General features: G+C 70.7%; 19 protein-coding genes. 7 read left to right on the top strand and 12 right to left on the bottom strand.

Annotation, left to right across the window (positions count from 1 at the left end):
* Nucleotides 1-71: 71 nt before the first annotated feature.
* From rimM to OF380_RS02605, 11 genes are all read right to left on the bottom strand, one after another.
* Complete coding sequence (gene rimM / locus OF380_RS02655) at nucleotides 72-758, bottom strand: ribosome maturation factor RimM (RefSeq protein WP_264049252.1); 687 nt, start codon at nucleotides 756-758, stop codon at nucleotides 72-74.
* Between the two features lie 17 nt (nucleotides 759-775).
* Nucleotides 776-1,138 carry a 30S ribosomal protein S16 gene (gene rpsP / locus OF380_RS02650; RefSeq protein ID WP_055957770.1) on the bottom strand — a complete coding sequence of 121 codons (363 nt, stop codon included), beginning with the start codon at nucleotides 1,136-1,138 and terminating at the stop codon, nucleotides 776-778.
* A 111-nt stretch (nucleotides 1,139-1,249) separates the two neighbouring features.
* Nucleotides 1,250-2,809, bottom strand: a complete 1,560-nt coding sequence (gene ffh / locus OF380_RS02645) for a signal recognition particle protein (protein ID WP_264049251.1) — start codon at nucleotides 2,807-2,809, stop codon at nucleotides 1,250-1,252.
* A 38-nt stretch (nucleotides 2,810-2,847) separates the two neighbouring features.
* Nucleotides 2,848-3,072, bottom strand: coding sequence for a glutathione S-transferase (locus OF380_RS02640; protein WP_264049249.1), 225 nt, complete (start codon nucleotides 3,070-3,072; stop codon nucleotides 2,848-2,850).
* Between the two features lie 726 nt (nucleotides 3,073-3,798).
* The gene (locus OF380_RS02635; protein ID WP_264049248.1) at nucleotides 3,799-4,881 is read right to left on the bottom strand and encodes a class I SAM-dependent methyltransferase; all 1,083 of its coding nucleotides are present in this window, start codon (nucleotides 4,879-4,881) and stop codon (nucleotides 3,799-3,801) included.
* Nucleotides 4,878-5,768 (bottom strand): prolipoprotein diacylglyceryl transferase, encoded by an 891-nt coding sequence (lgt, locus tag OF380_RS02630; protein WP_264049247.1) that lies wholly within the window; start codon nucleotides 5,766-5,768, stop codon nucleotides 4,878-4,880. Before lgt ends, OF380_RS02635 begins: the two co-directional genes overlap by 4 nt.
* Before the next feature lie 174 nt (nucleotides 5,769-5,942).
* Nucleotides 5,943-8,093, bottom strand: a complete 2,151-nt coding sequence (locus OF380_RS02625; protein WP_264049246.1) for a methyl-accepting chemotaxis protein — start codon at nucleotides 8,091-8,093, stop codon at nucleotides 5,943-5,945.
* A gap of 242 nt (nucleotides 8,094-8,335) precedes the next feature.
* Nucleotides 8,336-9,880, bottom strand: coding sequence for a threonine ammonia-lyase, biosynthetic (gene ilvA, locus OF380_RS02620; protein ID WP_264049245.1), 1,545 nt, complete (start codon nucleotides 9,878-9,880; stop codon nucleotides 8,336-8,338).
* Between the two features lie 115 nt (nucleotides 9,881-9,995).
* Nucleotides 9,996-10,343: a diacylglycerol kinase gene (locus OF380_RS02615; RefSeq protein WP_264049244.1), complete on the bottom strand. Its 348-nt coding sequence runs from the start codon at nucleotides 10,341-10,343 to the stop codon at nucleotides 9,996-9,998.
* A 1-nt stretch (nucleotide 10,344) separates the two neighbouring features.
* Nucleotides 10,345-11,394, bottom strand: a complete 1,050-nt coding sequence (locus tag OF380_RS02610) for an AbrB family transcriptional regulator (RefSeq protein WP_264049242.1) — start codon at nucleotides 11,392-11,394, stop codon at nucleotides 10,345-10,347.
* Between the two features lie 48 nt (nucleotides 11,395-11,442).
* Nucleotides 11,443-12,417 (bottom strand): LysR substrate-binding domain-containing protein, encoded by a 975-nt coding sequence (locus OF380_RS02605; RefSeq protein WP_264049241.1) that lies wholly within the window; start codon nucleotides 12,415-12,417, stop codon nucleotides 11,443-11,445.
* A 138-nt stretch (nucleotides 12,418-12,555) separates the two neighbouring features.
* On the opposite strand from OF380_RS02605, the gene OF380_RS02600 reads away from it, so the two are divergent.
* Both OF380_RS02600 and OF380_RS02595 read left to right on the top strand, forming a co-directional pair.
* Nucleotides 12,556-14,145: a catalase gene (locus OF380_RS02600; protein WP_264049240.1), complete on the top strand. Its 1,590-nt coding sequence runs from the start codon at nucleotides 12,556-12,558 to the stop codon at nucleotides 14,143-14,145.
* A 375-nt stretch (nucleotides 14,146-14,520) separates the two neighbouring features.
* A complete protein-coding gene (locus tag OF380_RS02595) occupies nucleotides 14,521-16,542 on the top strand; it encodes a putative bifunctional diguanylate cyclase/phosphodiesterase (protein WP_264049239.1) in 2,022 nt (673 codons plus the stop codon).
* A gap of 124 nt (nucleotides 16,543-16,666) precedes the next feature.
* Here the strand turns inward: OF380_RS02595 and rplS are convergent, their stop codons facing one another.
* Entirely contained in the window at nucleotides 16,667-17,122 is a 456-nt protein-coding gene (gene rplS, locus OF380_RS02590; protein WP_055957797.1) for a 50S ribosomal protein L19, read from the bottom strand.
* 234 nt (nucleotides 17,123-17,356) lie between these two features.
* Between rplS and OF380_RS02585 the strand changes: the two genes are divergently transcribed.
* From OF380_RS02585 to miaB, 5 genes are all read left to right on the top strand, one after another.
* Nucleotides 17,357-17,923 (top strand): NifU family protein, encoded by a 567-nt coding sequence (locus OF380_RS02585; protein ID WP_264049238.1) that lies wholly within the window; start codon nucleotides 17,357-17,359, stop codon nucleotides 17,921-17,923.
* 164 nt (nucleotides 17,924-18,087) lie between these two features.
* On the top strand, nucleotides 18,088-18,765 hold the full coding sequence (gene tsaB, locus OF380_RS02580; protein WP_264049237.1) for a tRNA (adenosine(37)-N6)-threonylcarbamoyltransferase complex dimerization subunit type 1 TsaB: 678 nt from the start codon (nucleotides 18,088-18,090) through the stop codon (nucleotides 18,763-18,765).
* Nucleotides 18,762-19,283, top strand: a complete 522-nt coding sequence (locus OF380_RS02575) for a GNAT family N-acetyltransferase (protein WP_264049236.1) — start codon at nucleotides 18,762-18,764, stop codon at nucleotides 19,281-19,283. The genes tsaB and OF380_RS02575 overlap by 4 nt, the downstream gene beginning before the upstream one ends.
* Before the next feature lie 27 nt (nucleotides 19,284-19,310).
* Nucleotides 19,311-20,192, top strand: coding sequence for a lysophospholipid acyltransferase family protein (locus tag OF380_RS02570; protein ID WP_264049235.1), 882 nt, complete (start codon nucleotides 19,311-19,313; stop codon nucleotides 20,190-20,192).
* A gap of 75 nt (nucleotides 20,193-20,267) precedes the next feature.
* A complete protein-coding gene (gene miaB / locus OF380_RS02565; RefSeq protein ID WP_264049234.1) occupies nucleotides 20,268-21,629 on the top strand; it encodes a tRNA (N6-isopentenyl adenosine(37)-C2)-methylthiotransferase MiaB in 1,362 nt (453 codons plus the stop codon).
* The last annotated feature ends 7 nt before the right edge of the window (nucleotides 21,630-21,636 follow it).

Raw genomic sequence — 21,636 nt, 5'->3', positions numbered from 1 at the left:
CGGGATGGCGGGTTCGGGCGTCGCTCGGACTGAGCGAATACCGCCTCCACTTTGATCGAGGGGGCGCCGTCTCAGACCGGTTCGTCGGGGGGGCGCGGACCGGCCGGAGCGAACAGGTCCTCCGGGGGATCGACCACGATCCGGCCGTTCGGGATATCGAGTTCCGGCACGAAAGCCTTGGTGAAGGGCAGGAGCGCGGTGGCGCCGCCGAGCGCCGGCTTGATCTCGAGGAGATCGCCGCCGCCGTAATTCGGCACGTCGGCCACGGTGCCTAGCACCGCGCCGCCGGTATCGACCACCGAGAGACCGACGAGGTCGGCGGTGAAGAACTCGTCCTCGTCCGCGACGTTGCCCAGGCGCTCGCGGGGCAGGTACAGGGCGAGCCGGTTCAGCGCCTCGGCGCCGGTGCGGTCGGCCACGCCCTTCACCCGCACGACGAGGAGGTCGGGGGCACTGCCGCCCGCCTGACGCACGTCGGTGAGTTCGACGCGGCGGCCGTCCGCCCCGATCAGCGCGCCGTAGCCCGCGATGGCCTGCGGATCGCCGGTATAGGATTTCAAACGGACTTCGCCGTTGAGGCCGTGCGCCCGACCGAACTCGCCCATCCGGACGAGGCTCGGATCGGTCTCCGGCAGGGCGGGGTCGGCCTCCGCCTTCGGACGATGGGCGGAGGTGGCCGCATCGCTGCCGATGCGGCCGGGCCGCGCACGGCGGCCGCCGTCACCGTGGGGGGTGTTGCCTCCGGGACGGCGAGCCATGCGCGGGATTCCTCGGCTCAGGCCGCGGCGTCTTCGGCCGGGGCGGCGGCCTTCTCGGCGCGCTTGGCGGCGCGCTCCTTGGCCTTCTCGCCCGGCTCGGCCTTCTGCGGGTTATTGCGCGCGGGGCGCTTGGCGAGGCCGGCGGCGTCGAGGAAGCGCAGGACGCGGTCGGTCGGCTGGGCGCCCTTGGCGAGCCAGGCCTGGATCTTGTCGGCTTCCAGCACGATGCGGGCCGGATCGTCCTTGGCCTTCATGGGATCGTAGACGCCGACCTTGTCGATGAAGCGGCCGTCGCGGGGAGCGCGGGCGTCGGCGACGACGATGCGGTAGTAGGGGCGCTTCTTGGCGCCGCCACGGGTCAGACGGATCTTGAGGGACATGCTTTACTCCAAAGGATTGGTGTTCTGATTGCTGTGAGCCAATAGCGCGTAGTGAGTAGCGAGCAGGTCCCGGTCCGGACCTGCTCGTTATTCGCTACGCGCCATTCGCCCCTACTTCTTCTTCCCGAACGGGAAGCCGCCGAGGCCCGGGAGCCCCTTCGGTCCGCCGAGGCCCGGAAGGCCCGGCATCTTTCCGCCGCCGCCGAGGCCCGGGGGCATCGGAGGAAGCTTGCCGCCGAGCTGCTTCTGCATGTCGGCGATCATCTCCGGCGTCGGCTCGGCCATGCCGGGGGGCAGGCCGGGCATGCCGCCCATTCCGCCGCCGCCACCCATGCCGAACATCGAGCCGAGAGCCTGGCCGATGCCGCGCTTGCCCGAGCCCATCGCCTTCATCATGTCGGCCATGGTCCGGTGCATCTTGAGGAGCTTGTTCAGCTCCTCCACCTTCGTCCCCGAGCCCGCCGCGATGCGCTTCTTGCGGGAGTTCTTGAGGATGTCGGGATTTTTGCGCTCCTGCGCGGTCATCGACGAGATGATGGCCCGCTGGCGCTTGAACATGTTCTCGTCGAGGTTGGCGCTCTCGACCTGCTTCTTCATCTGGCCCATGCCCGGAAGCATGCCCATCAGGCCGCCGATGCCGCCCATCTTCTCCATCTGGGCGAGCTGCATCGACAGGTCGTCGAGGTCGAACTTGCCCTTGCGCATCTTCTCCGCGGTGCGGAGCGCCTGCTCGTGGTCGATGGTCTCGGCCGCCTTCTCCACGAGGGAGACGATGTCGCCCATGCCGAGGATGCGGTTGGCGACGCGGGCGGGGTGAAACTCCTCGAGCGCATCGACCTTCTCGCCCGTGCCGACGAGCTTGATCGGCTTGCCGGTGACGGCGCGCATCGACAGCGCCGCGCCACCGCGCGAATCGCCGTCCATGCGGGTCAGCACGATGCCGGTGACGCCGAGGCGCTCGTCGAAGGCGCGGGCGGTGTTCACCGCGTCCTGGCCGGTGAGCGCGTCGGCGACGAGGAGCACCTCGTGCGGGTTGGTGGCGGCCTTGACCTCGGCCGCCTCCGCCATCAGCGCTTCGTCGAGCGTGATGCGGCCGGCCGTGTCGAGCATGACCACGTCGAAGCCGCCGAGGCGGGCGGCGTCCATGGCGCGGCGGGCGATCTGCACCGCCGACTGGCCGGCGACGATCGGCAGGCTCTCGACCTCGACCTGCTTGGCGAGAATCGCCAGCTGCTCCATCGCCGCCGGGCGGCGGGTGTCGAGGGAGGCGAGCAGCACCCGGCGCTTGTCGCGGGTCACCAGACGGCGGGCGATCTTGGCCGTGGTCGTGGTCTTGCCCGAGCCCTGCAGGCCGACCATCAGGATGGCGACGGGGGCGGGGGCGTTGAGGTCGATGATGCCGGCTTCCGAACCCAGCATCGCCACGAGCTCGTCGTTGACGATCTTGACGACCATCTGGCCGGGCGTGACCGACTTCAGGACGACGGCGCCGACCGCCTTCTCGCGCACCTTCTCGGTGAACCCGCGCACCACCTCGAGGGCGACGTCGGCCTCCAGCAGGGCACGGCGCACCTCCCGCAAAGCGGCGGTGACGTCAGCCTCGGTCAGCGCGCCACGGCGCGTGAGGCCGGAGAGAATCCCGGAGAGGCGATCGGACAGGCCTTCGAACATGCGTCAGGCTCCCTGAACCGGCAGCGTCATCGGAACGGTCACTGGTTCACGCCCGCGCTCTCGGCCCGGCGCGCCTGAAGCGCGTCCTCGAAGCCGCGGATCGCCTTGGCGAACTTGTCCCGGCACTCCGGGTTGCAGAAGCCCACGACCGCGCCGTTGTAGAGGGTGAGCGAATCGGCCGCGATCGGCTTGCCCGACCAGGGGCAGGTGTCGTTCACCGCATCCTCGATGCGCAGGGTCGTGTTCGCGGGTGCGTTGGGCATCGGGACTCGACGACGACGATTGAACCGGATCCGACGCCCTGTCCCCAACGCGAAACCCGCCCGAGGGCGCATCGCGCTGTCGGGCGTTGACCTCCGGTCTCAGGGGACCGGTCGGCGTTCGTGATGACGATCAAGCCGTCGCATGAATAGGAGGGCGCTTAGTCCGGCGGCGCGGGCGAGTCAAGTTTTGCCCCTTCACCAGAGCCTCGCGTCTGACACCCTCTTGATCAATTCGCAGGATTATCTTCCTATGACCTTGCGCGGAGCGTGCCGAAGCATCGATGCGCAACGTGTGCCGCGCGCGATGTCCTGCGCGGCTTGTCTGACCGTACGACGATCCGGAGCCGCCTTGTTCGAGGCGCCATGGACGCGCCGCACGAGGCCAGGACGCACCTGATCGCGAACGCGCGCGCGAAGCTGACGACGGCCGATGCGAACGGTATCGCCATCGCGGTGCGCGCGGTCGGAGGCTTGGCGCCGTTGTTCTCCCAGCGCAGCGCGGCGGCGGCTCAACCGGACAGGCCGTGGCTGACTCCGGTGCTCTCCCTGCTTTGCCTCTGCGTCAGGGGAGTCCTGCCTTGGGCAGCAAGAGGCTTTCTGCGGGAACTCCGGTCATGGATACCCATACCCTGACCCTGCTGCTGTTCCCGCTCGGCGCCCGCGCGCTGGGCCGGGGCACGCTTCGGTCCGCCCGCCGCGCGCATTGAGTCGCGTCGAACGATCCGTCTACGGCTTCGCCGGCGGAAGTCCCGGTAGAGCCGTCAGCGCCGAGTCCGAGAACGCCATCGCCTTGAACAGGCTGCCCATTCCGCGCCGCGAGGGATCCGTCAGGCGGGTCGCCGCCGCCGTGATCGCGTCGCGCTGCGCCGGGCTCGCGTCGCGGCCGAGGCGTTCGGCCCGCTCGCGCAGGCCCAGCGCCAGGAGGAAGTCGCGCTGGTCGACGGGACCGTGCAGGGCCGCGCCCTCGCTGGTCGCGGCGCGGCCGAGGGCCGCGAAATCCACGTGGGTCGTGAGGTCGGCTTCGCCCGGAGCGGTGAGGGGCGGGACGAAGGCGTGGCCGCGCACCGCCTGGAGCGAGTCGCCGAAGCCCGGCCGGACATGGCCGTAATCGATGGCCAGCACCGCGCCCCGGTCGGCGACGACGCGGCGGGCGAGAGCGCGCACGCACGCGAGGGCGGCCCCCGGCAGGGTCATCAGCACGCCGTTCGGGCCGCTCGCGGTGATGCGGGTGTCGGGCTCCGCCGCGAGGCCGAAGGCGAGGGCGTTCCCGTCCGGCGCGAGTCCGACGAGGCGCTCGAACCAGCCGCGCTCCGCGCGCTGGAACTGGCGGACGGGCAGGGCGTCGAAGAATTCATTGGCGACCACGATCATCGGCGCGGCGGGCAGCGTCGCGATCGAATCGTGCCAGACGGGTGACGCGTCGCCGAGGCGCCGTTCCTGCTCGGCGCGAAGGACCGGGCTCGTCTCGACCAGATGGAGCGCGGGGCGCAGGGTCGGGGCGGCGCGGGCGAGCGCCCGAAGCGCGTCCTGCATCAGGGTGCCGCGTCCGGGGCCGAGCTCCACCAGGAGGAGGTCGTTCGGGGCGCCCATGGCCGCCCAGGTCGCCGCGATCCAGATCCCGATCAACTCGCCGAACATCTGGCTGATCTCGGGCGCGGTCACGAAGTCGCCCCGGGCCCCGAGGGGGTCGCGGGTGCGATAGTAGCCGTGCACCGGATGGCCGAGGCAGAGGCCCATGTAGCGGTCGAGCCCGATCGGCCCGGAGGCCAGGATCTCGTCGCGGATTTCGGCTAAGAGCGTGGTGGTCACGCCGCGTCCGCCTTCGGGGCCGGCGCCTCCGCGGCGGTGACGCGGGGGCGCGTGGTGCCGCGCAGGGCCAGCGCGATGGCGCCGAGGCCCACCAGCGCCATCGGCACGCATAGCACCATGCCCATGGTGATGCCGCCGGTCGACCAGTCTTCGGTGCCGAACAGGTAGCCGAGCTGGCGGTCGGGCTCGCGGAAGAACTCGCAGAACGTCCGGCTGAGGGCGTAGCCGAGGACGAAGATCCCGCCCATCAGGCCGGGCTTGCGAAAGCCTTGCGCCCGCACGGCCAGGAGCATCACGACGAAGAGTAGGGCCCCCTCGGTCGCGGCCTCGTAGAGCTGGCTCGGATGGCGGGGCAGGGGGCCGCCGGTGGGAAACACCACCGCGTAGGGAAAGTCCGGGGCGATGCGGCCCCACAATTCGCCGTTCACGAAATTGGCGATCCGCCCGAAGAACAGCCCGATCGGCACCACCACCGCGGCGAGGTCCAGCAGCGTCAGGGCCTGGAGCTTGCGGGCCCGGGCGAACAGCACCATCGCCAGCACGGCACCGAGGAAGCCGCCGTGGAAGGACATGCCGCCGTTGCGGATGGCCAGGATCTCGATGGGATCCGCGAGGTAGAGCGGCAGGTTGTAGAACAGCACGTAGCCGATGCGCCCGCCCAGCACGACGCCGAGCGCCACCCAGACGATGAGGTCGTCGATGTCGTTGAGGCCCGGGCGGCGCACCACCCCCCAGTACCGGTCCGCCGCCACCAGCCGGCGCGCGTAGTACCAGCCGCCGAGCAGGCCGACGATGTAGGCCAGCGCGTACCACTTGATGGTGATCGGCCCGATCGCGACCGCCACCGGGTCGATGGCGGGGAAGGGCAGGGCGAGGAGCGGCGGCATCGGCGGTGCGTCCCGGTTGAGCCGGGGCATTGGAGCCAAGCCCCCCGGGGGGTCAAGGCCGGCGGACGCCGCCGGCCCATGCGATCATCAAGGCCGGCGGACACCGCCGGCCCATGCGGTGGTCAAGGCCGGCATACGCCGCCGGCCCATGGGGTGGTCATGCCTGAGCCGCGGTCAGGCGGCCCGGACGGTGGCGAGGAAGCCGGCGACTTCCGTGCGCAGCTGCTCGGACTGGCGGGAAAGGTCGGCGGAGGCGCGCTGGACCTGATCCGCCGTCGCGCCGGCCTCGGCGGCCGAGTGCGCGACCGCCTCGATGTCCTGGCTCATGGCGCCGGTTCCCGCGGAGGCCTGGCCCATGTTGCGCACGATCTCCTGGGTCGTCACGCCCTGCTCCTCGACCGCCGCGGCGATGCTGCCGGTGACGACGCTCATACCCTCGATCCGCGTGACGATGCTGCGGATCGCGCCGGTGGCGCCGGTCGTGGCCGAGCGGATGGCCTCGACCTGCCCGGCGATCTCGGTGGTGGCCCGGCTGGTCTGTTCGGCGAGGTTCTTCACCTCCGCGGCGACCACCGCGAAGCCCCGTCCGGCCTCGCCGGCGCGGGCCGCCTCGATGGTGGCGTTGAGCGCCAGCAGGTTGGTCTGGCTGGCGATCTGGGAGACGAGACCGACCACGTCGCCGATGCGGGTGGCGGCGTCCGACAGGGTCTGCATGGTCCCGGCGGTGCGTCCCGCCTCCTCGACGGCCTGGGCCGACATGGACGAGGCCTGCTCCACCTGCCGGCCGATCTCGCCGACCGTGGCGCCGAGCTCCTCGGCCGCGGCCGCCACCGCGTTGACGTTGCCAGCGGTCTCCTGTGCGGTCGCCGCCACGACGGTCGAACGCCGCGCCGTGCCGGCCACCGCCTCGGTCATGCCGGTGGCGGCGTCCTGCAGGTCCGAAGAGGCCTGCGAGACGGTGCCGACGATGCCGCCGACGGAGCGCTCGAAGCGGTCAGCGAGGTCACGCAGGAGCGTCCGCCGCTCGGTCTCCTCGCGCAGGCGCGCCGCCTCGGTGGTCGTGAGCTGCTGCGCGGCCTCCTCGAGGGAGATGTCGCGGATCGTGACGACGGCCCGGGCGATGTCGCCGATCTCGTCGGCGCGGCGGCTTCCCGGCACCTCGGCGAGAGTCTCGCGGCGGGCCAGCGCCTGCAGTGCCCGGGTCAGCGCGCCGAGGGGGCCGACGGTGGCGCGGGCGAACAGGAGGCCGAGGATCGCCGTGACGGCGAGGACCGCGAGCGCCGAGAGGGCGAGGGCGCGGGTCAGGGTGTCCACCGCCGCGAGGGTCTCGGTCTCGGCCTGCTCGGCGACGATCGTCCAGGGGGCGCCGAGGACGGAGACCCGGGCGGTCGCAGCCATGCGGGCCTGTGCGCCCGCGTCGTAGGCGAAGGGCCGGTCGGTGGTCAGGGCAGCCCGGTCGAGGCCGAGATCCGTGGCCGCTCCGCCGGCCTTCACCGCCTTGGAGAGCGGCGGGTTGCTGCGCAGGAGGCCGTCGCCGCCGATGGTGAGAACCTGTCCGGTCTCGCCGAGGCCGCCCCGGTCCGAGAGCGTGCGGTCGAACAGGGCCGGGGTCAGGCGCAGCACCACGAAGCCGATCCGGGCGGCCTCCTGGCCGGTGCCCATGGCGACGTTCGCCCGCCGGCTCACGGCGCGGCCGAGGAAGGCCGAGGGACCGGCTTCGGCCGGGTAGGCGGCATAGTCCTCGAAGAGTGTCGCGTCCCCGCCAGCGCCCTTCAGGCGTTCCACCAGCCGGGCGAGGCCGGTCGCGCGGAGCTCCGATTCCGAGAGGGAACGTCCGAAATCCGCGCCCTTGGTGGTGGTGTAGACGACGCGGCCATCCTCGGAGACGAAGACGAGGTCGGCGTAGCCGGGCCGCTCGATCAGCTTGCGGGCGACCTCCTGGACCTTGGCGTGGCGGCGGCCGTACATCGTGCCGGCAGCCTCGGCCGCGAGCCGGGCCTCCAGCGTCGTGCCCTCGGTGTAGCCACGCACGAGCGCCGCGTAATCGGCCTTGCCCGGATCGAGCGCCTCCACGAGGTCACCGAAATTCCCGCCGACCTGCGGGTTGGCCGCCACGGTCGCGAGATCTCCGACGACGCGCTCCGAGACGAGTTCGAGCCCGGCCTTGCGCGCCGAGGCGGCGAACTGCAGGCGCTCCTGCGCGGCGCTCACCAGGCCGTCGCGGGCGCTGTACCAGCTCAGGCCTCCCATCACGGTCGCGCTGACGAGGGCGAGGCCCACCGTGATCGCGGGCAAGCGGACATTCAGGCTGGTGAGACGTGGCATTCTGGCGGGACCAATCCAGGAGTTCGGCCTCCGGTATTGTATCCAAATGTTAAAGGAAAAATTGCGCGACAGCCGCGCACGAACCTTATTTCGTGCGCGACGTTCACGACACGTTACTTGCTCTATCCGAACATTTGATATGTTCGGTGCGGCCGTGGTCCCGCGGAAGGACGACGGGCGGCAGCCGCACGCCCGCCTCTGCATCCGTGCCGGAGCGTGTCCTGCACGGATGCTGCGCCGGTTCAGGCGGCCTCGCCCGAGGCGCGGCCGTCATCGAGGAACATCCGGTAGGCCGGGTTGTCGGTCTCGTCGACGCAGGGATAGTGCAGCGCCTCGATGGCCGCATCGAACCGCGCGCGCTCGGCCGGCGGCACCTCGATGCCGGCGAGCACCCGGCCGTAATCGGCGCCGTGGTTGCGGTAGTGGAACAGGGTGATGTCGAAGCCCTCGCCCAGGGCGTCGAGGAACTTCATCAGCGCGCCCGGGCGCTCCGGGAACTGGAAGCGGTAGAGGCGCTCGTGGGCAAGCCCCGTGGCCCGGCCCCCCACCATGTAGCGGATGTGGACCTTGGCCATTTCGTTGTCGCTCATGTCGACCGCGCGATAGCCCGCCGCCGTGAGCGAGGCGATGAGCGCCTGCTTCTCGCGGCGTCCGCCGGCGAGATTGATGCCGACGAAGATCTGCGCGTCGGCGCCTGCGGCATGGCGGTAGTTGAACTCGGTGATGGCGCGGGGGCCCAGCGTCTGGATGAAGGCGCGGTAGGCGCCCGGCCGCTCGGGGATGGTGACGCCCAGCAGCACCTCGCGCTGCTCGCCGATCTCGGCGCGCTCGGCGATGTGGCGCAGGCGGTCGAAGTTGAGATTGGCGCCGCTGGAGATCGCCACCAGGGTTCCGGTGCCGGTGCCGTCCCCCTCGCGGGCGGCGTAGGCCTTCGCGCCGGCGAGCGCCAGCGCCCCCGAGGGCTCCGAGATCGCGCGGGTGTCGTCGAAGATGTCCTTGACCGCCGCGCACATGGCGTCGGTATCGACGGTGATGACCTCGTCGAGGAATTCGCGGCAGAGCCGGAAGGTCTCCGCACCCGCCTCGCGCACGGCGACGCCGTCGGCGAAGAGGCCGACGGTCGGCAGCACCACGCGCTCGCCGGCCGCGAGCGCCGCCGCCATGCAGGCGGCGTCGTCCGGTTCCACGCCGATCACCCGGGTCTCGGGGCGCAGGTACTTCACGAAGGTCGCGATACCGGCCGCCAGACCGCCGCCGCCGATGGGCACGAAGATCGCCTCGATCGGCCCGGAATGCTGGGTCAGGATCTCCATCCCGATGGTGCCCTGGCCGGCGATCACGTCGGGGTCGTCGAAGGGGTGCAGGAAGGTCAGGCCGTCGCGCGCCTCCAGTTCCCGGGCATGGCCCAGGGCCTCGTCGAAGGCGTCGCCGAACAGGATCACCTCGGCGCCCCGCGCCCGGCAGGCATCGACCTTGATCGCCGGGGTGGTGCGCGGCATCACGATCACGGCGCGGACGTTGAGCCGGGCGGCGGCCAGCGCCACTCCCTGCGCATGGTTCCCGGCCGAGGCGCAGACGACTCCGCGCGACAGGAGCTCGGGGTCGAGCCCCGACATCTTGTTGTAGGCGCCGCGCAGCTTGAAGGAGAACACCGGCTGCAGATCCTCGCGCTTCAGGAGCACGGGGCGGCCGAGGCGCGCCGACATGCGCGGCATCGGGTCGAGCGGGCTCTCGATGGCGACGTCGTAGACGCGGGCGGTGAGGATCTTGCGGATGTAGTCGGTCAAGGAGACACGGGCTCCGGCGGTGGTGCGGTGCGATGGGGCTCGCCCGGACATAGGCGCTCGAGGCGCCAGAAGCGAGCGAGGTCCTGTCGCGGGCGGCTCGGTCGCGGGATTCCGGTCAGGCGAGGCGCTCGATCAGCGCCGCGATCCAGACCAGGGCCGCGATCCCTTGCGCGGAGAAGGTCCCGGCCGAGGCGAGGTCCTTGACGATCCCGATCTTCGGGTGCTGGGCGGGATGGAGGTGGTCGCACAGCTTCTCGATCGCCGTATTCAGGAACTCGGCGGCCAGCATCAGGAGCAGGGTCGCCAGAAGCGCCACCCGGACCCAGAGGGTCGCGCCCAGCAGAAGCCCCAGCGGCACGCCGACGATGAGGAGCACGAGTTCGAGGCGCACCGCGCGTTCGGTGCGCGCCCCGTGCACGAGGCCGCGCCAGGAGTTCAGGAAGGCGAGGTAGAGGGCGTGCATCTCAAGGGGCCGCCGGGGCGCTGCGGGCGATCCACTTCGCCACGATGGGGCCGGTCACCAGCACCACGAAGAGGCGCAGGGTCTGCACCGCGAGGACGAAGGAGACGTCGACCTTGGAGCCGACCGCGATGATCGCCACCGAATCGAGCCCGCCCGGGCTGGTGGCGAGGTAGGCGGTGAGGAAGTCGATGGGGAGCAGGAAGGTCAGCCCGTAGGCCCAGCCGCCGCAGAGCGCGATGACGCCGAGCGTGGCGATGACGACGCCGGGCAGCGCCGTGACCGTCTCGCGCAGGGTCTCGCGGCGGAAACGCAGGCCCACATACCAGCCGATGGTGGCGTAGGCGAGGTCGAGCATCGGCATCGGCAGCGCCATGGCTGCGAGGCCGGAGGCATGCAGGGCGGCGCCGAGCAGCATCGGGCCGATCAGCGCGTAGGCCGGCAGGCGCAGGAGTTTTGCCAGCGCCGCGCCGCAGGCCGCGACCGCGAGGGTCACGAGGACGGAGAGCGGTGCGACGGCGGCCGGCGCGGCGGCGGTGCCGCTGCCCGACACGTCCGTGAGCAGGCGTGCCATCACGGAGGCCGAGAGCACGACGGCCACGACGCGGACATACTGCATGAAGGCGACGAGGCGCGGATCGGCGCCGTATTCCTCCGACATCGCCACCATGGCGGCGGCCCCGCCGGGCGAGGAGCCCCAGGCGGCGGTGGTGCCGGGCAGGATGCGCAGGCGGGTCAGGGCCCAGCCCACCGCGCCGCCGACGAGCACGGTGACGAGGACAACCGCGAGGATCAGCAGGCCGTCCTCCGTGACCGTGGCGACGATCTCGCCCGTGACGGTATGGGCGACGAGGCAGCCGATCATCGCCTGGGCAGCCTGGAAGCCGGCCTTCGGCACGGACAGGTCGGCGCCCCCGACCCCGAAGGCGATGGCCGCCACCATCGGCCCGAGCAGCAGCGCCGCCGGGAAATGTGCGTGCTCGAGGCCGTAGGCGAGGAGTCCGGAGGCCGCGAGGAGGGCCGCCCAACGGCCGAGGAAGCGCAGTGAGGACACGGGGGATGCCGGGGAGGGGCCGGGCAGGAATGCCCGTCGCGCCGGGCGCTACACCGGATCGGCCGCACTGTCACGGCGCGCGGTCCGCGTTCGCGGCATGCCGTCGTCCCGGCAGGCGGCGGTGCCCGTGGGCGCGTGCGCGCGGAAGAAGGCGGCGAGATGCGCGAGCCCGTCCGCGCGCGGATCGCTGGTGCGCCAGACCAGGGCCACGGTCCGGCCGGGCCCGTCCACGTCGAAGCTGCGGGTGACGGTGAGCCCGCTCGGATCCGGGCCGGACGGCACCGCCAGCGCCGGCAGGAGCGTGTAGCCGGCCCCCGCCGCCACCATCGAGCGCAGCGTCTCCAGGCTGGTGGCGTGGCGTCCGGCGGCCGAGCCGGCGCCGCAGGCCGCCACGGTCTGGTCGCGCAGGCAATTGCCCTCGTCGAGGAGGAGGAGGTCCGGCCCCGCGATGTCGGTGGCACGCAGGGCACCGCCGCGCGCCAGCGGGTGCTCGGCCGGGCAGGTGAGCTGGAACGGCTCGACGAAGAGCGGCGAGACGGTCAGCCCCGAGGCCGGCACGGGCAAGGAGAGAAGGGCCGCGTCGATGCGGCCGTTGCGCAGGCCCTCCAGGATCTCCGCCGTGCGGGCCTCGCTGAGCGCGAGCGCGAGGAGCGGGAATTCCTGCCGCAGCGTCCGCAGGATCAGGGGGAACAGATAGGGCCCCAGCGTCTGGATCGCCGCGAGCACGAGGCGTCCGGTGAGCGGCGCGCCCCGCCCTTCGCTCGCCAGCACGAGCAGGCGCTGGGCTTCCGCCATGACCACCCGGGCCTGGCGCACGATGGTCTGGCCCGCCGGCGTCAGCATCACCCGCCGGTTGCCGCGCTCGAACAGCGCGAGGCCGAGCAGATCCTCCAGCTTGCGCACCTGGACGCTCAAGGTGGGCTGGCTGACGTTGCATCGCTCGGCCGCCCGGCCGAAATGCATTTCCTCGGCGACCGCCACCACGTATTCCAGATCGCGCAGGGACAGGCCGGCCATATTCATAGGCTGAGGCTATCACCGTCTTCGTAACGATGCATTGGCCAAATCGCAGGGGCCGGTTCATAAGGGTGTCTCAGAACCATTCCAAGGTCTGGATGCGGCCCGTGCCGCGTCGATCTCCGTCGAGCGAGAAGATACCGCATGAGCGATCAGCGCCCCATTCTCACCACCCGCCAGGGCCACCCGGTTCGCGACAACCAGAGCACCCGTACGGTCGGCGAGCGCGGCCCGGCGACCCTCGAGAACTACCAGTTCATCGAGAAGATCACCCATTTCGACCGCGAGCGGATCCCGGAGCGCGTGGTGCATGCCCGCGGCGCCGGCGCGCACGGCTACTTCGAGGCCTACGGCAAGATCGGCAACGAGCCGGCCTCCAAGTACACCCGCGCCCGCGTGCTGAACGAGACCGGCGTGAAGACTCCGATGTTCGTGCGCTTCTCCACCGTGGCCGGCGCCAAGGAGAGCCCCGAGACCGAGCGCGACCCGCGCGGCTTCGCTGTGAAGTTCAAGACCGTCGAGGGCAACTGGGACCTCGTGGGCAACAACCTCAAGGTCTTCTTCATCCGCGACGCGATCAAGTTCCCCGACATGATCCACGCGTTCAAGCCGGATCCGGTGACGAACCGCCAGGAGGCCTGGCGCTTCTTCGACTTCGTGGCCCAGCACCCCGAAGCCATCCACATGGTGACGCACCTGAAGTCGCCCTGGGGCATTCCGGCCAACTATCGCGAGATGGAAGGCTCGGGCGTCAACACCTACAAGCTGGTCAACGACCAGGGCGAGGCGGTGCTGTGCAAGTTCCACTGGGAGCCCAAGCAGGGCGTCCGTAACCTGACCTCGGCCCAGGCGTCCGAGATCCAGGCCAAGGATGTCGGCCACGCGACCCGCGACCTCTACGACAACATCAAGGCCGGCAACTTCCCCGAGTGGGAATTCTGCGTGCAGATCATGCCCGACGGCCCGAACGACCACCTGTCGTTCGACCCCCTCGACGACACGAAGCTGTGGCCAGTCGACCAGTTCCCATTGCTGCCGGTGGGCCGCATGGTGCTGGACCGCGTGCCGGACAACTTCTTCGCGGAAGTCGAGCAGTCGGCCTTCGGCACGGGCGTGCTCGTGGACGGCATCGACTTCTCCGACGACAAGATGCTCCAGGGCCGTACGCTGTCCTACTCGGATACCCAGCGCTACCGCGTCGGCGCCAACTACCTGCAACTGCCGATCAACGCGCCGCAGCCGGGCGTGAAGGTCTATTCGAACCAGCGCGACGGCCAGATGACCTACAACGTCGACGGCACCGGCCCGAACAAGCACATCAACTACGAGCCCTCGACCCTGGCCGAGGGCCTGCGCGAGGCCCCCAAGCCCGCCAAGGACTATCACCAGCCGGTGCAGGGCAACCTCGGCCGCTACCAGACCTCGCGGACCGAGGACGACTACACCCAGGCCGGCGAGCGCTACCGTTCGTTCCAGGATTGGGAGCGCGACGACCTCATCGCCAACCTCGTCGGCGACATGAAGCAGTGCCCGGAAGCCATCCAGCTGCGGATGGTCTGGCACTTCCTCCACGCCGATGAGGATTACGGCCGCCGCGTCGCCGAGGGCGCGGGCATCGACCTGGAAAAGGCCCGTGCCCTGCCGCCGCTCCCGGGCCGCGCGGCTCCGGGCAAGCGCCTTCAGGCCGAGACCTACACCGACGGCAGCCAGGCACACCGCGTCGCCGCCGAGTAAGCCGGAAGTCTTTTCCGGACCACGAAAAGAGCCTCGCAGGGTCGCCGACCCTGCGGGGCTTTTTCGTGCGCGCGTCGCGAAGATCTTTACATTTGATAAGCTCACAGCCCCCCGTGAGGGCCTTCAGCAAAGCACGATCGTCGGGCGAAGGCTGCGATCGGAGTCTTCTGTTGCACGATCCTATTCTACGGGAGTCTGTGCTGGATAACGCAATGTTTTTCGGGATGCTTTATTGATCACACGGTCAAAACTGATGGTTATGTCCTGCGGTTAGTGGAGAAACATGACGGTCTCTTCATACATGTCGGCGATGAGGAGAGGTGGGGGGCGCAGCGTCACGCCGGCCCAGCGGACGGATGAAGGCCAGTACAGGCAATGACACAGCCCACATCCGTCGATGCCATCGTCCGGCGCGACCAGGCGCGCGCGATCCTCGACGGGCTGCCATCAACCCTCGTCTCCAATGTCTTCGTCTCGTTCTCCCTGGTCGGCATGACATGGGGCACGATCCCCCTCCGGGCACAGGTCTCGTTCGTCGGCGCCAACGTCGCCATCAATGCAGGTCGGGCCGTGCTCGGCCGGCGCTGGCGACGCCAGGGCATCGCCGACCGGGCACCGGAGCGGGTCCTCACCTTTGCCTGGATCGGGGGCCTGCTCTCGGGCCTGTGCTGGGCCGGTGCCCTCGTCGCCTGCGCCGTTTACGGCCAAGCCTATACCATCGCGGTCGCGGTGGCGTTCTCCGGGCTGAATGCCGGGTCGATCATCCAGAACAAGGTCGCCCGGGCGCCCGCCATCGCGTTCGTGTTGCCGAACACCCTGATCATGGTGGCCCTGTTCGTGGTCCAGGGCTCGCTCGAGTCGCAGATCATCGCGATGAACCTCACGCTGCTCTGCGTCCTGATGTTCCGCTGGTCCCTGCAGCAGGAGGAGCATTATCTCCGGTCCCGTCGCCTGCATTACGACGCCATCGCGCTCACGGACTCCCTGCAGGCCGCCAATGTCGCGGCCGGTGAGGCGCTGCGGAACCTGGAGCAGGCGGCGACGCACGATCACCTCACCGGCCTGTTCAACCGCGCCGCCTACCAGAAGGCCGTGGAGGCGCGGCTCGCCCAGGCGGCCACGCAGCCGGTTTCACTCTGGCTGATGCTGATCGACCTCGACCGGTTCAAGTGGATCAACGACACCTTCGGGCATTCGATCGGCGACGAGGTCCTGATCGAGGTCGGCGTCGGGCTGCGGCAGGTGCTCGGTCCCGACGCGGTGATCGCGCGCCTCGGCGGCGACGAGTTCGCCGCCCTGGTGGGCGGGCACCCCACCGAGGCGGCCGGGGCCGCCCTCGCCGAGTCGGTGGTCCGGCGCCTCGGCGACATCGTCACCCGCTCCGGCCAGGCCCTGTATGCGGGCGCCAGCGTCGGCGTGGCCCATCACCCGTTCGACGGACGCACCCTGGCCGAGTTGCAGACCCATGCCGATCTGGCGCTCTACGCCGCCAAGTCCGAGGGGCGCGGCACCTGGCGGCCCTTCGTCGATGCGATGGACCAGCAGCTGCGGACCCGGCGCGAGATCGAGCGCGACCTTCCCGAGGCGCTGGAGACCGGGGCGATCCAGGCCTGGTTCCAGCCGCAGATCGACTGCGCCACCGGCCTCGTCATCGGCTTCGAGGCGCTGCTGCGCTGGAAGCATCCGCAGCTCGGCTGGATCGCGCCGCCGGACGCGATTGCGGCGGCCGCCGCCACGCGGCGGTCGCGGGACCTGACGCGGGTCATCCTGCGGGATGCCTGCGCCCTCGTGCGGTTGCTCGATGCCAGCGGGCACCACGACCCCATCGTCTCGGTCAACATCTCGCCCAACGAGTTCGGCACCTATCCCATCGCCGACATGGTCGCCGCGGAGCTGACCGCGCACGGCCTGTCCGCCGGCCGCATCGCCATCGAGATCACCGAGGAGGCGGTCTATTCCAACGAGCGCGGCGGGGAGGATGTGGACGCCCTCATCGACATGGGGGTGAGCATCATCGTCGACGATTTCGGCGTGGCCTACTCGTCGATCGGATCGCTGCGAACCCTGCGCTTCGACAGCCTCAAGGTCGACCGGAGCTTCATCCACGGGATCGCAGACAATCTCCAGGACCGGGTGTTGCTGGAGGCCATCCTGGCGTTTGCCCGCACCCTCGGGGTGACGGTGCTGGCGGAGGGTGTCGAGACGCGTGCACAGTTCGAATTGCTGCGCCGCCTCGGATGCCCGGCCGTGCAGGGCTACCACTTCGCCCGCGCCATGCCGCCGACGGAGGCGCTGGCCTGGATCACCGGGAACGATCTCGCCGCCCGAATCACCCGGCGTGGCTGGGCGGCCGGCACGGGGACGATCGCGGCGCGCCGCGTGGCCGCGCGGGGCTGATCGGCGAGCCACGAAAAAGGCCCGCTCGCTTGCGCGAACGGGCCTGATGCCGAGGGAGGGGCGCGGGACGGCGCCCGCGAACCCAGCGATCCTCGATGGGCGGCAGTCTTACTCTGCGGCAGTCTTACTCTGCTGCCGTCTTGGCAGCGCTCTTAGCGGCCTTCTCGGCCTTGCGGGCGTCCTTGTTCGCCTTCGAGGCATCGGCCTTAGCGGCCTTCTCGGCGGGGCGGTCGGCGCGCTCGACGATACGGGCGGACTTACCGCGACGGTCACGCAGGTAGTACAGCTTGGCGCGGCGCACCTTGCCGCGACGGACGACGGCGATCGAATCGATCAGCGGCGAGTAGAGCGGGAACACGCGCTCGACGCCCTCGCCGTAGGAAATCTTGCGGACGGTGAAGCTCTCGTTGAGGCCGCCGCCGGAGCGGGCGATGCAGACGCCCTCGTAGGCCTGCACGCGGGTACGCTCGCCTTCCTTCACCTTGACGTTCACGGTGACCGTGTCGCCGGGCTGGAAATCGGGGATCGTCTTGCCGAGCGAAGCGATCTGCTCCTGCTCGAGCTGCTGGATGATGTTCATGGTCAAGTTCCTGCCGGTGCGCGCCCGTGATCCCCGAATGGGATCGCGTGCGTCAGGATTTCGGCATCCTGTTTTGAGTTGAGCCGGGCCTTACACGAGCCGTGGGGGCTTGTCCAATCGCCGGAGCGGTTGAGAAAATCGCGGGCGCGGTCCACATGAGGAGGGGCGTCGGGGCATCCCGGCGCCATTCCCGGCCGGCCTTGAACCGGCGCAGCGGACGAGGACTTTGCCAGAATGTTCATCCAGACCGAAGCCACCCCGAATCCCGCGACCCTGAAGTTCCTGCCCGGACGCGTGGTCCTGCCCGAGGGCACCTTCGAGGCACGCGACTCCGAGGCCGCCGCCCGCTCGCCCCTGGCGACCCGGTTGTTCGACGTGCCCGGCGTCAGCGGCGTCTATCTCGGCCACGACTTCATCTCCGTGACCAAGGCCGAGGACGACAACCTGTGGCCGCAGGTGAAGCCGGCGGTGCTTGGCGCCATCATGGAGCATTTCCAGTCCGGCGCACCCGTCCTGGCGGAGGGCCACGTGGCGGGCAGCGACGACGCCGAGGAATTCTTCGACCCGGCCGACATCAAGACCGTCGAGACCATCAAGGACCTGCTCGAGACCCGCGTGCGTCCCGCCGTGGCGGGCGACGGCGGCGACATCACCTTCCGGGGCTACAAGGAGGGTGTCGTCTACCTGGAGATGAAGGGGGCCTGCTCGGGCTGTCCGTCCTCCACCGCCACCCTGCGCAACGGCGTGCAGAACCTGTTCCGCCACTTCCTGCCGGAGATCCGCGAAGTCCAGGCGATCTGAGCGCGGGCCATCCGAGAACAGGTCTTCGACGCAAAGCCGCAACAGGGCCGCGTGAAATTCGCTTTGAGGGGCCGCTTCGCCGTGACGAAGCGGCCTTTTTCGTCTTAGGCTGGTGCCGCCCGGCACTTCGCGTGCCCGGGCGTGTGTCACCTTCGGGAGTGAGTTTGCGTATCCTCGCCATCGACACGGCGCTCGACGCCTGTTCCGTCTGCATCGCATCGGACACCACCGACGATCTCCTGGCACAGGAATCGATGATCCTCGGGCGTGGCCACGCCGAGGCGCTGCTGCCCATGGTGGAGCGCGTGGTCTCGCGCGTCACCGGCGGGTTCGAGGCGCTGGACCGGGTCGCCGTCACCGTGGGCCCGGGCAGCTATACCGGCCTGCGCGTCGGCCTCTCGGCGGCCCGCGCCATCGGTCTCGCCACCGGGATCCCCGTCGTCGGGGTCACCACCCTCTCGGCCCTGCTCGCCCCCCTCCTGGCGCTGAACGGCGACGGCCTCATCGCCGCCGCCATCGATGCCCGCCACGGCTCGGTCTATCTCCAGGCCATGAGCATGACCGACGGCATCGTCGTGCCGCCGAGCCACGTCCCCGTGGACGAGGCCGCCGCCATGCTCGCCGGCACCCTCACCCTGGTCGGGTCCGGCGCGCCGATGATCGCCGCCGCCGCCAAGGCGCGCGGCCTCCACGCCGAGGTGGCCGGCACGGGAGCCCCCGAGATCGCCTGGATCGCCTCCCTCGGCATGCTGGCCGATCCGGCCCAGGCGCTCGCCCGTCCCCTCTACCTGCGCGGCCCCGACGCCCAGCCGCAGGATCACGCGAGGCTCGCCCGCCGATGACCCGTCCGCTGACGCCGTTCTGGCCGTTCGAGGTCTGGACCGCCTGGTGGGAGGCCTGGGGGACGGCCCCCTACGTCACGCCCCTGCGGGATTCCGGGCAGGCACGGGCGCTCGCCCGCATCCACGCCACCGCCTTCGCCCGGCCCTGGGACGCCCACGAATTCGAGCGCATGCTGTGCGAGCGCTCCACCGAGGCGCATGCCCTCTGGAAGAACGGCGCGATCCAGGGCTTCGTGCTCTCGCGTCGCGCCGCGGACGAGGCCGAGATCCTCACCGTGGTGCTCGCGCCCGGCGTGCGGGGCGGCGGGCTCTCCCACAAGCTCGTGAGCGCCCATCTCGACCACCTGGTCCAGTCCGGCATCCGCACGGTCCACCTCGAAGTGGACGAGGGCAATGCCCCGGCCCTGAAGCTCTATGCCCGGCACGGCTTCCGGCGGGTGGGCGAACGGACGGGCTACTACACCCGCCCCGACGGCAGCCGGGCGACGGCCCTGACCATGACGGCGGTGCTGGCGTGATCCGCCGCGCCACACGGTGAGCCGCCGATGACGCGCCTCGCCACGGTCGGCCGCCTGCTCCTCTGCGCGCTCCTGTTCCTGGTGATCGTCGGGCCGCACCTCCTCAGCCTGCGCCTGGGCCGGGGACGGGTCGCGGCCTGGATGCCGGTGCTCTTCCACCGCCTGTTCGTGCTGCTCTTCGGGCTGCGCGTCACCCAGAGCGGCACGCCGCCGGAGCCGGGCGAACCCGCCCTGGTGCTCGCCAACCACGTCTCCTGGCTCGACATCATCGTGCTCGGCTCCCTGCGGCCGCTCTCCTTCGTGGCGAAATCGGAGATCGCCGGCTGGCCGGTGATCGGGACGCTGGCGCGCCTGCAGCGCACGGTCTTCATCGACCGCGCCCGCCGGGCCGACACGGCGAGCGTCAACGCCACGGTGGCCGAGCGCATCGCGGGCGGCGACCTCATCGTCCTCTTCGCCGAAGGCACGACGGGGGACGGGACGCGGCTGCTGCCCTTCCGCTCCTCGCTGGTGGGGGCGGCCCGCGCGGCCCTCGCCGGCGAGGGCGGCGGTCCGGGCCGGATCCGGCTGCAGCCCCTGGCGATCACCTATCCGCGCCGTAACGGGCTCCCCCTGATCCGCAGCGAGCGGCCCGAGGTCGCCTGGTACGGCGACATGGATCTCGCGCCCCACCTCGCCAGCTTCTTCGACGGCGGGCCCATCGACGTCCACGTGGTCTGGGGCGCGCCGATCGCCTTCGAGGCCGGCACGGACCGCAAGCGGGCCACGGCCCTCGCCGAAGCATCCGTGCGCGAAGCCGTGCAGCGCGCGATGACGGGGCGCGCCCCCCTGGGGCCGGTCTGGCCGGGACGGAGCCCGGCGCCGGCCCGGGGCGGGGACGTTCCCGAGGCGGGCTTGCCCACCCATTAGGGGTCGCGACGGCACCCGTGATCCGTGCTATGGCCGACGCGAAATGTCCCGCGCGCACCTTCCGGAACCGGACTGTTGAAGAAAGCCTTCGTCAAATCCTACGGTTGCCAGATGAACGCCTACGACGCGACCCGCATGGCGGACGTGCTCGGCGCCGAGGGCTACGCCGCCACCGACGCGGTGGAGGAGGCGGATGTCGTCATCCTGAACACCTGCCACATCCGCGAGAAGGCCGCCGACAAGGTCTATTCCGAGCTCGGGCGGCTGCGCGTCCTGAAGGGTGAGCGGGCCGAGGCCGGACACGACACCCGGATCGTGGTGGCGGGCTGCGTCGCGCAGGCTGAAGGGGCCGAGATCCTCGCCCGCGCGCCCACCGTCGACGTGGTCGTCGGTCCGCAGAACTACCATCGGCTCGGCGACCTCCTGGCCCGCTCGCGCACGAAGCGCGTGGTCGACACCGAGTTTCCCGTCGAGGACAAGTTCGACCATCTCCCCAAGCGGCGCACGCAAGGGGTCACCGCCTTCCTCACGGTGCAGGAGGGCTGCGACAAGTTCTGCGCCTTCTGCGTGGTGCCCTACACGCGCGGCGCCGAGGTCTCACGCTCGGTGAACGCGATCCTCGCCGAGGCCGAGGGGCTGGTGCGCGGCGGCGCGCGCGAGATCACGCTGATCGGCCAGAACGTCAACGCCTATCACGGCCTGGCCCGCGACGGCGCCAGCGCCACCCTGCCGGTGCTGATGCGCGAACTGGCGCAGCTCCCGGGCCTCCTGCGCCTGCGCTACACCACCAGCCACCCCAACGACATGGGCGACGACCTCGTGGCGGCCCACGGGACGATCCCGGCGCTGATGCCCTACCTGCACCTGCCGGTGCAGTCGGGCTCCGACCGGGTTCTGAAGGCGATGAACCGCAAGCATACGGGCGATGCCTATCGCCGCCTGATCGAGCGGGTGCGCGCCGTGCGGCCGGATATCGCCCTGTCGTCGGACTTCATCGTCGGGTTCCCCGGCGAGACCGATGCTGAGTTCGAGGAGACGATGAGGCTGGTCGGTGAGATCGGCTTCGCCAGCGCCTTCTCGTTCAAGTACAGCCCGCGCCCCGGCACACCGGCGGCCGAGAGCGCCGACGCGGTCCCGGAGGCGGTGAAGTCGCAGCGCCTCGCCGCCCTGCAGGGCCTGCTCGATGCCCAGCGCCACGCCTTTAACGCCGCTGCGGTCGGCAGCGTGGTCGAGGTGCTGGTGGAGAAGGCCGGCCGGCATCCTGGTCAGGTCGCCGGCAAGACGCCCCAACTCCTGCCCGTCCAGTTCGACGCGCCCGCCTCGACCATCGGCACCCTCTTGCCCGTGCGGGTGGTCCGCGCCGGCTCGAACAGCCTGTTCGGCGAGGCCGTGGGGGCCGGCGAGGTTGCGCCGGGCGGTACGGCGGCGGCCGCTTGAGCCGGAA

This window comes from Methylobacterium sp. FF17 (genome assembly GCF_025813715.1).
Lineage (GTDB): Bacteria > Pseudomonadota > Alphaproteobacteria > Rhizobiales > Beijerinckiaceae > Methylobacterium > Methylobacterium flocculans.
Note: the sequence above shows the minus strand (reverse complement) of the source record. Positions and strands in the feature narration are given on the sequence as shown.

What these genes read in the sequence shown, in the direction of transcription:
- rimM (WP_264049252.1), bottom strand. Translation starts at nt 758, where the DNA reads ATGGCTCGCCGTCCCGGAGGCAACACCCCCCACGGTGACGGCGGCCGC.
- rpsP (WP_055957770.1), bottom strand. Translation starts at nt 1,138, where the DNA reads ATGTCCCTCAAGATCCGTCTGACCCGTGGCGGCGCCAAGAAGCGCCCC.
- ffh (WP_264049251.1), bottom strand. Translation starts at nt 2,809, where the DNA reads ATGTTCGAAGGCCTGTCCGATCGCCTCTCCGGGATTCTCTCCGGCCTC.
- OF380_RS02640 (WP_264049249.1), bottom strand. Translation starts at nt 3,072, where the DNA reads ATGCCCAACGCACCCGCGAACACGACCCTGCGCATCGAGGATGCGGTG.
- lgt (WP_264049247.1), bottom strand. Translation starts at nt 5,768, where the DNA reads ATGCCGCCGCTCCTCGCCCTGCCCTTCCCCGCCATCGACCCGGTGGCG.
- OF380_RS02625 (WP_264049246.1), bottom strand. Translation starts at nt 8,093, where the DNA reads ATGCCACGTCTCACCAGCCTGAATGTCCGCTTGCCCGCGATCACGGTG.
- OF380_RS02615 (WP_264049244.1), bottom strand. Translation starts at nt 10,343, where the DNA reads ATGCACGCCCTCTACCTCGCCTTCCTGAACTCCTGGCGCGGCCTCGTG.
- OF380_RS02605 (WP_264049241.1), bottom strand. Translation starts at nt 12,417, where the DNA reads ATGAATATGGCCGGCCTGTCCCTGCGCGATCTGGAATACGTGGTGGCG.
- OF380_RS02600 (WP_264049240.1), top strand. Translation starts at nt 12,556, where the DNA reads ATGAGCGATCAGCGCCCCATTCTCACCACCCGCCAGGGCCACCCGGTT.
- OF380_RS02595 (WP_264049239.1), top strand. Translation starts at nt 14,521, where the DNA reads ATGACACAGCCCACATCCGTCGATGCCATCGTCCGGCGCGACCAGGCG.
- rplS (WP_055957797.1), bottom strand. Translation starts at nt 17,122, where the DNA reads ATGAACATCATCCAGCAGCTCGAGCAGGAGCAGATCGCTTCGCTCGGC.
- OF380_RS02585 (WP_264049238.1), top strand. Translation starts at nt 17,357, where the DNA reads ATGTTCATCCAGACCGAAGCCACCCCGAATCCCGCGACCCTGAAGTTC.
- OF380_RS02575 (WP_264049236.1), top strand. Translation starts at nt 18,762, where the DNA reads ATGACCCGTCCGCTGACGCCGTTCTGGCCGTTCGAGGTCTGGACCGCC.
- OF380_RS02570 (WP_264049235.1), top strand. Translation starts at nt 19,311, where the DNA reads ATGACGCGCCTCGCCACGGTCGGCCGCCTGCTCCTCTGCGCGCTCCTG.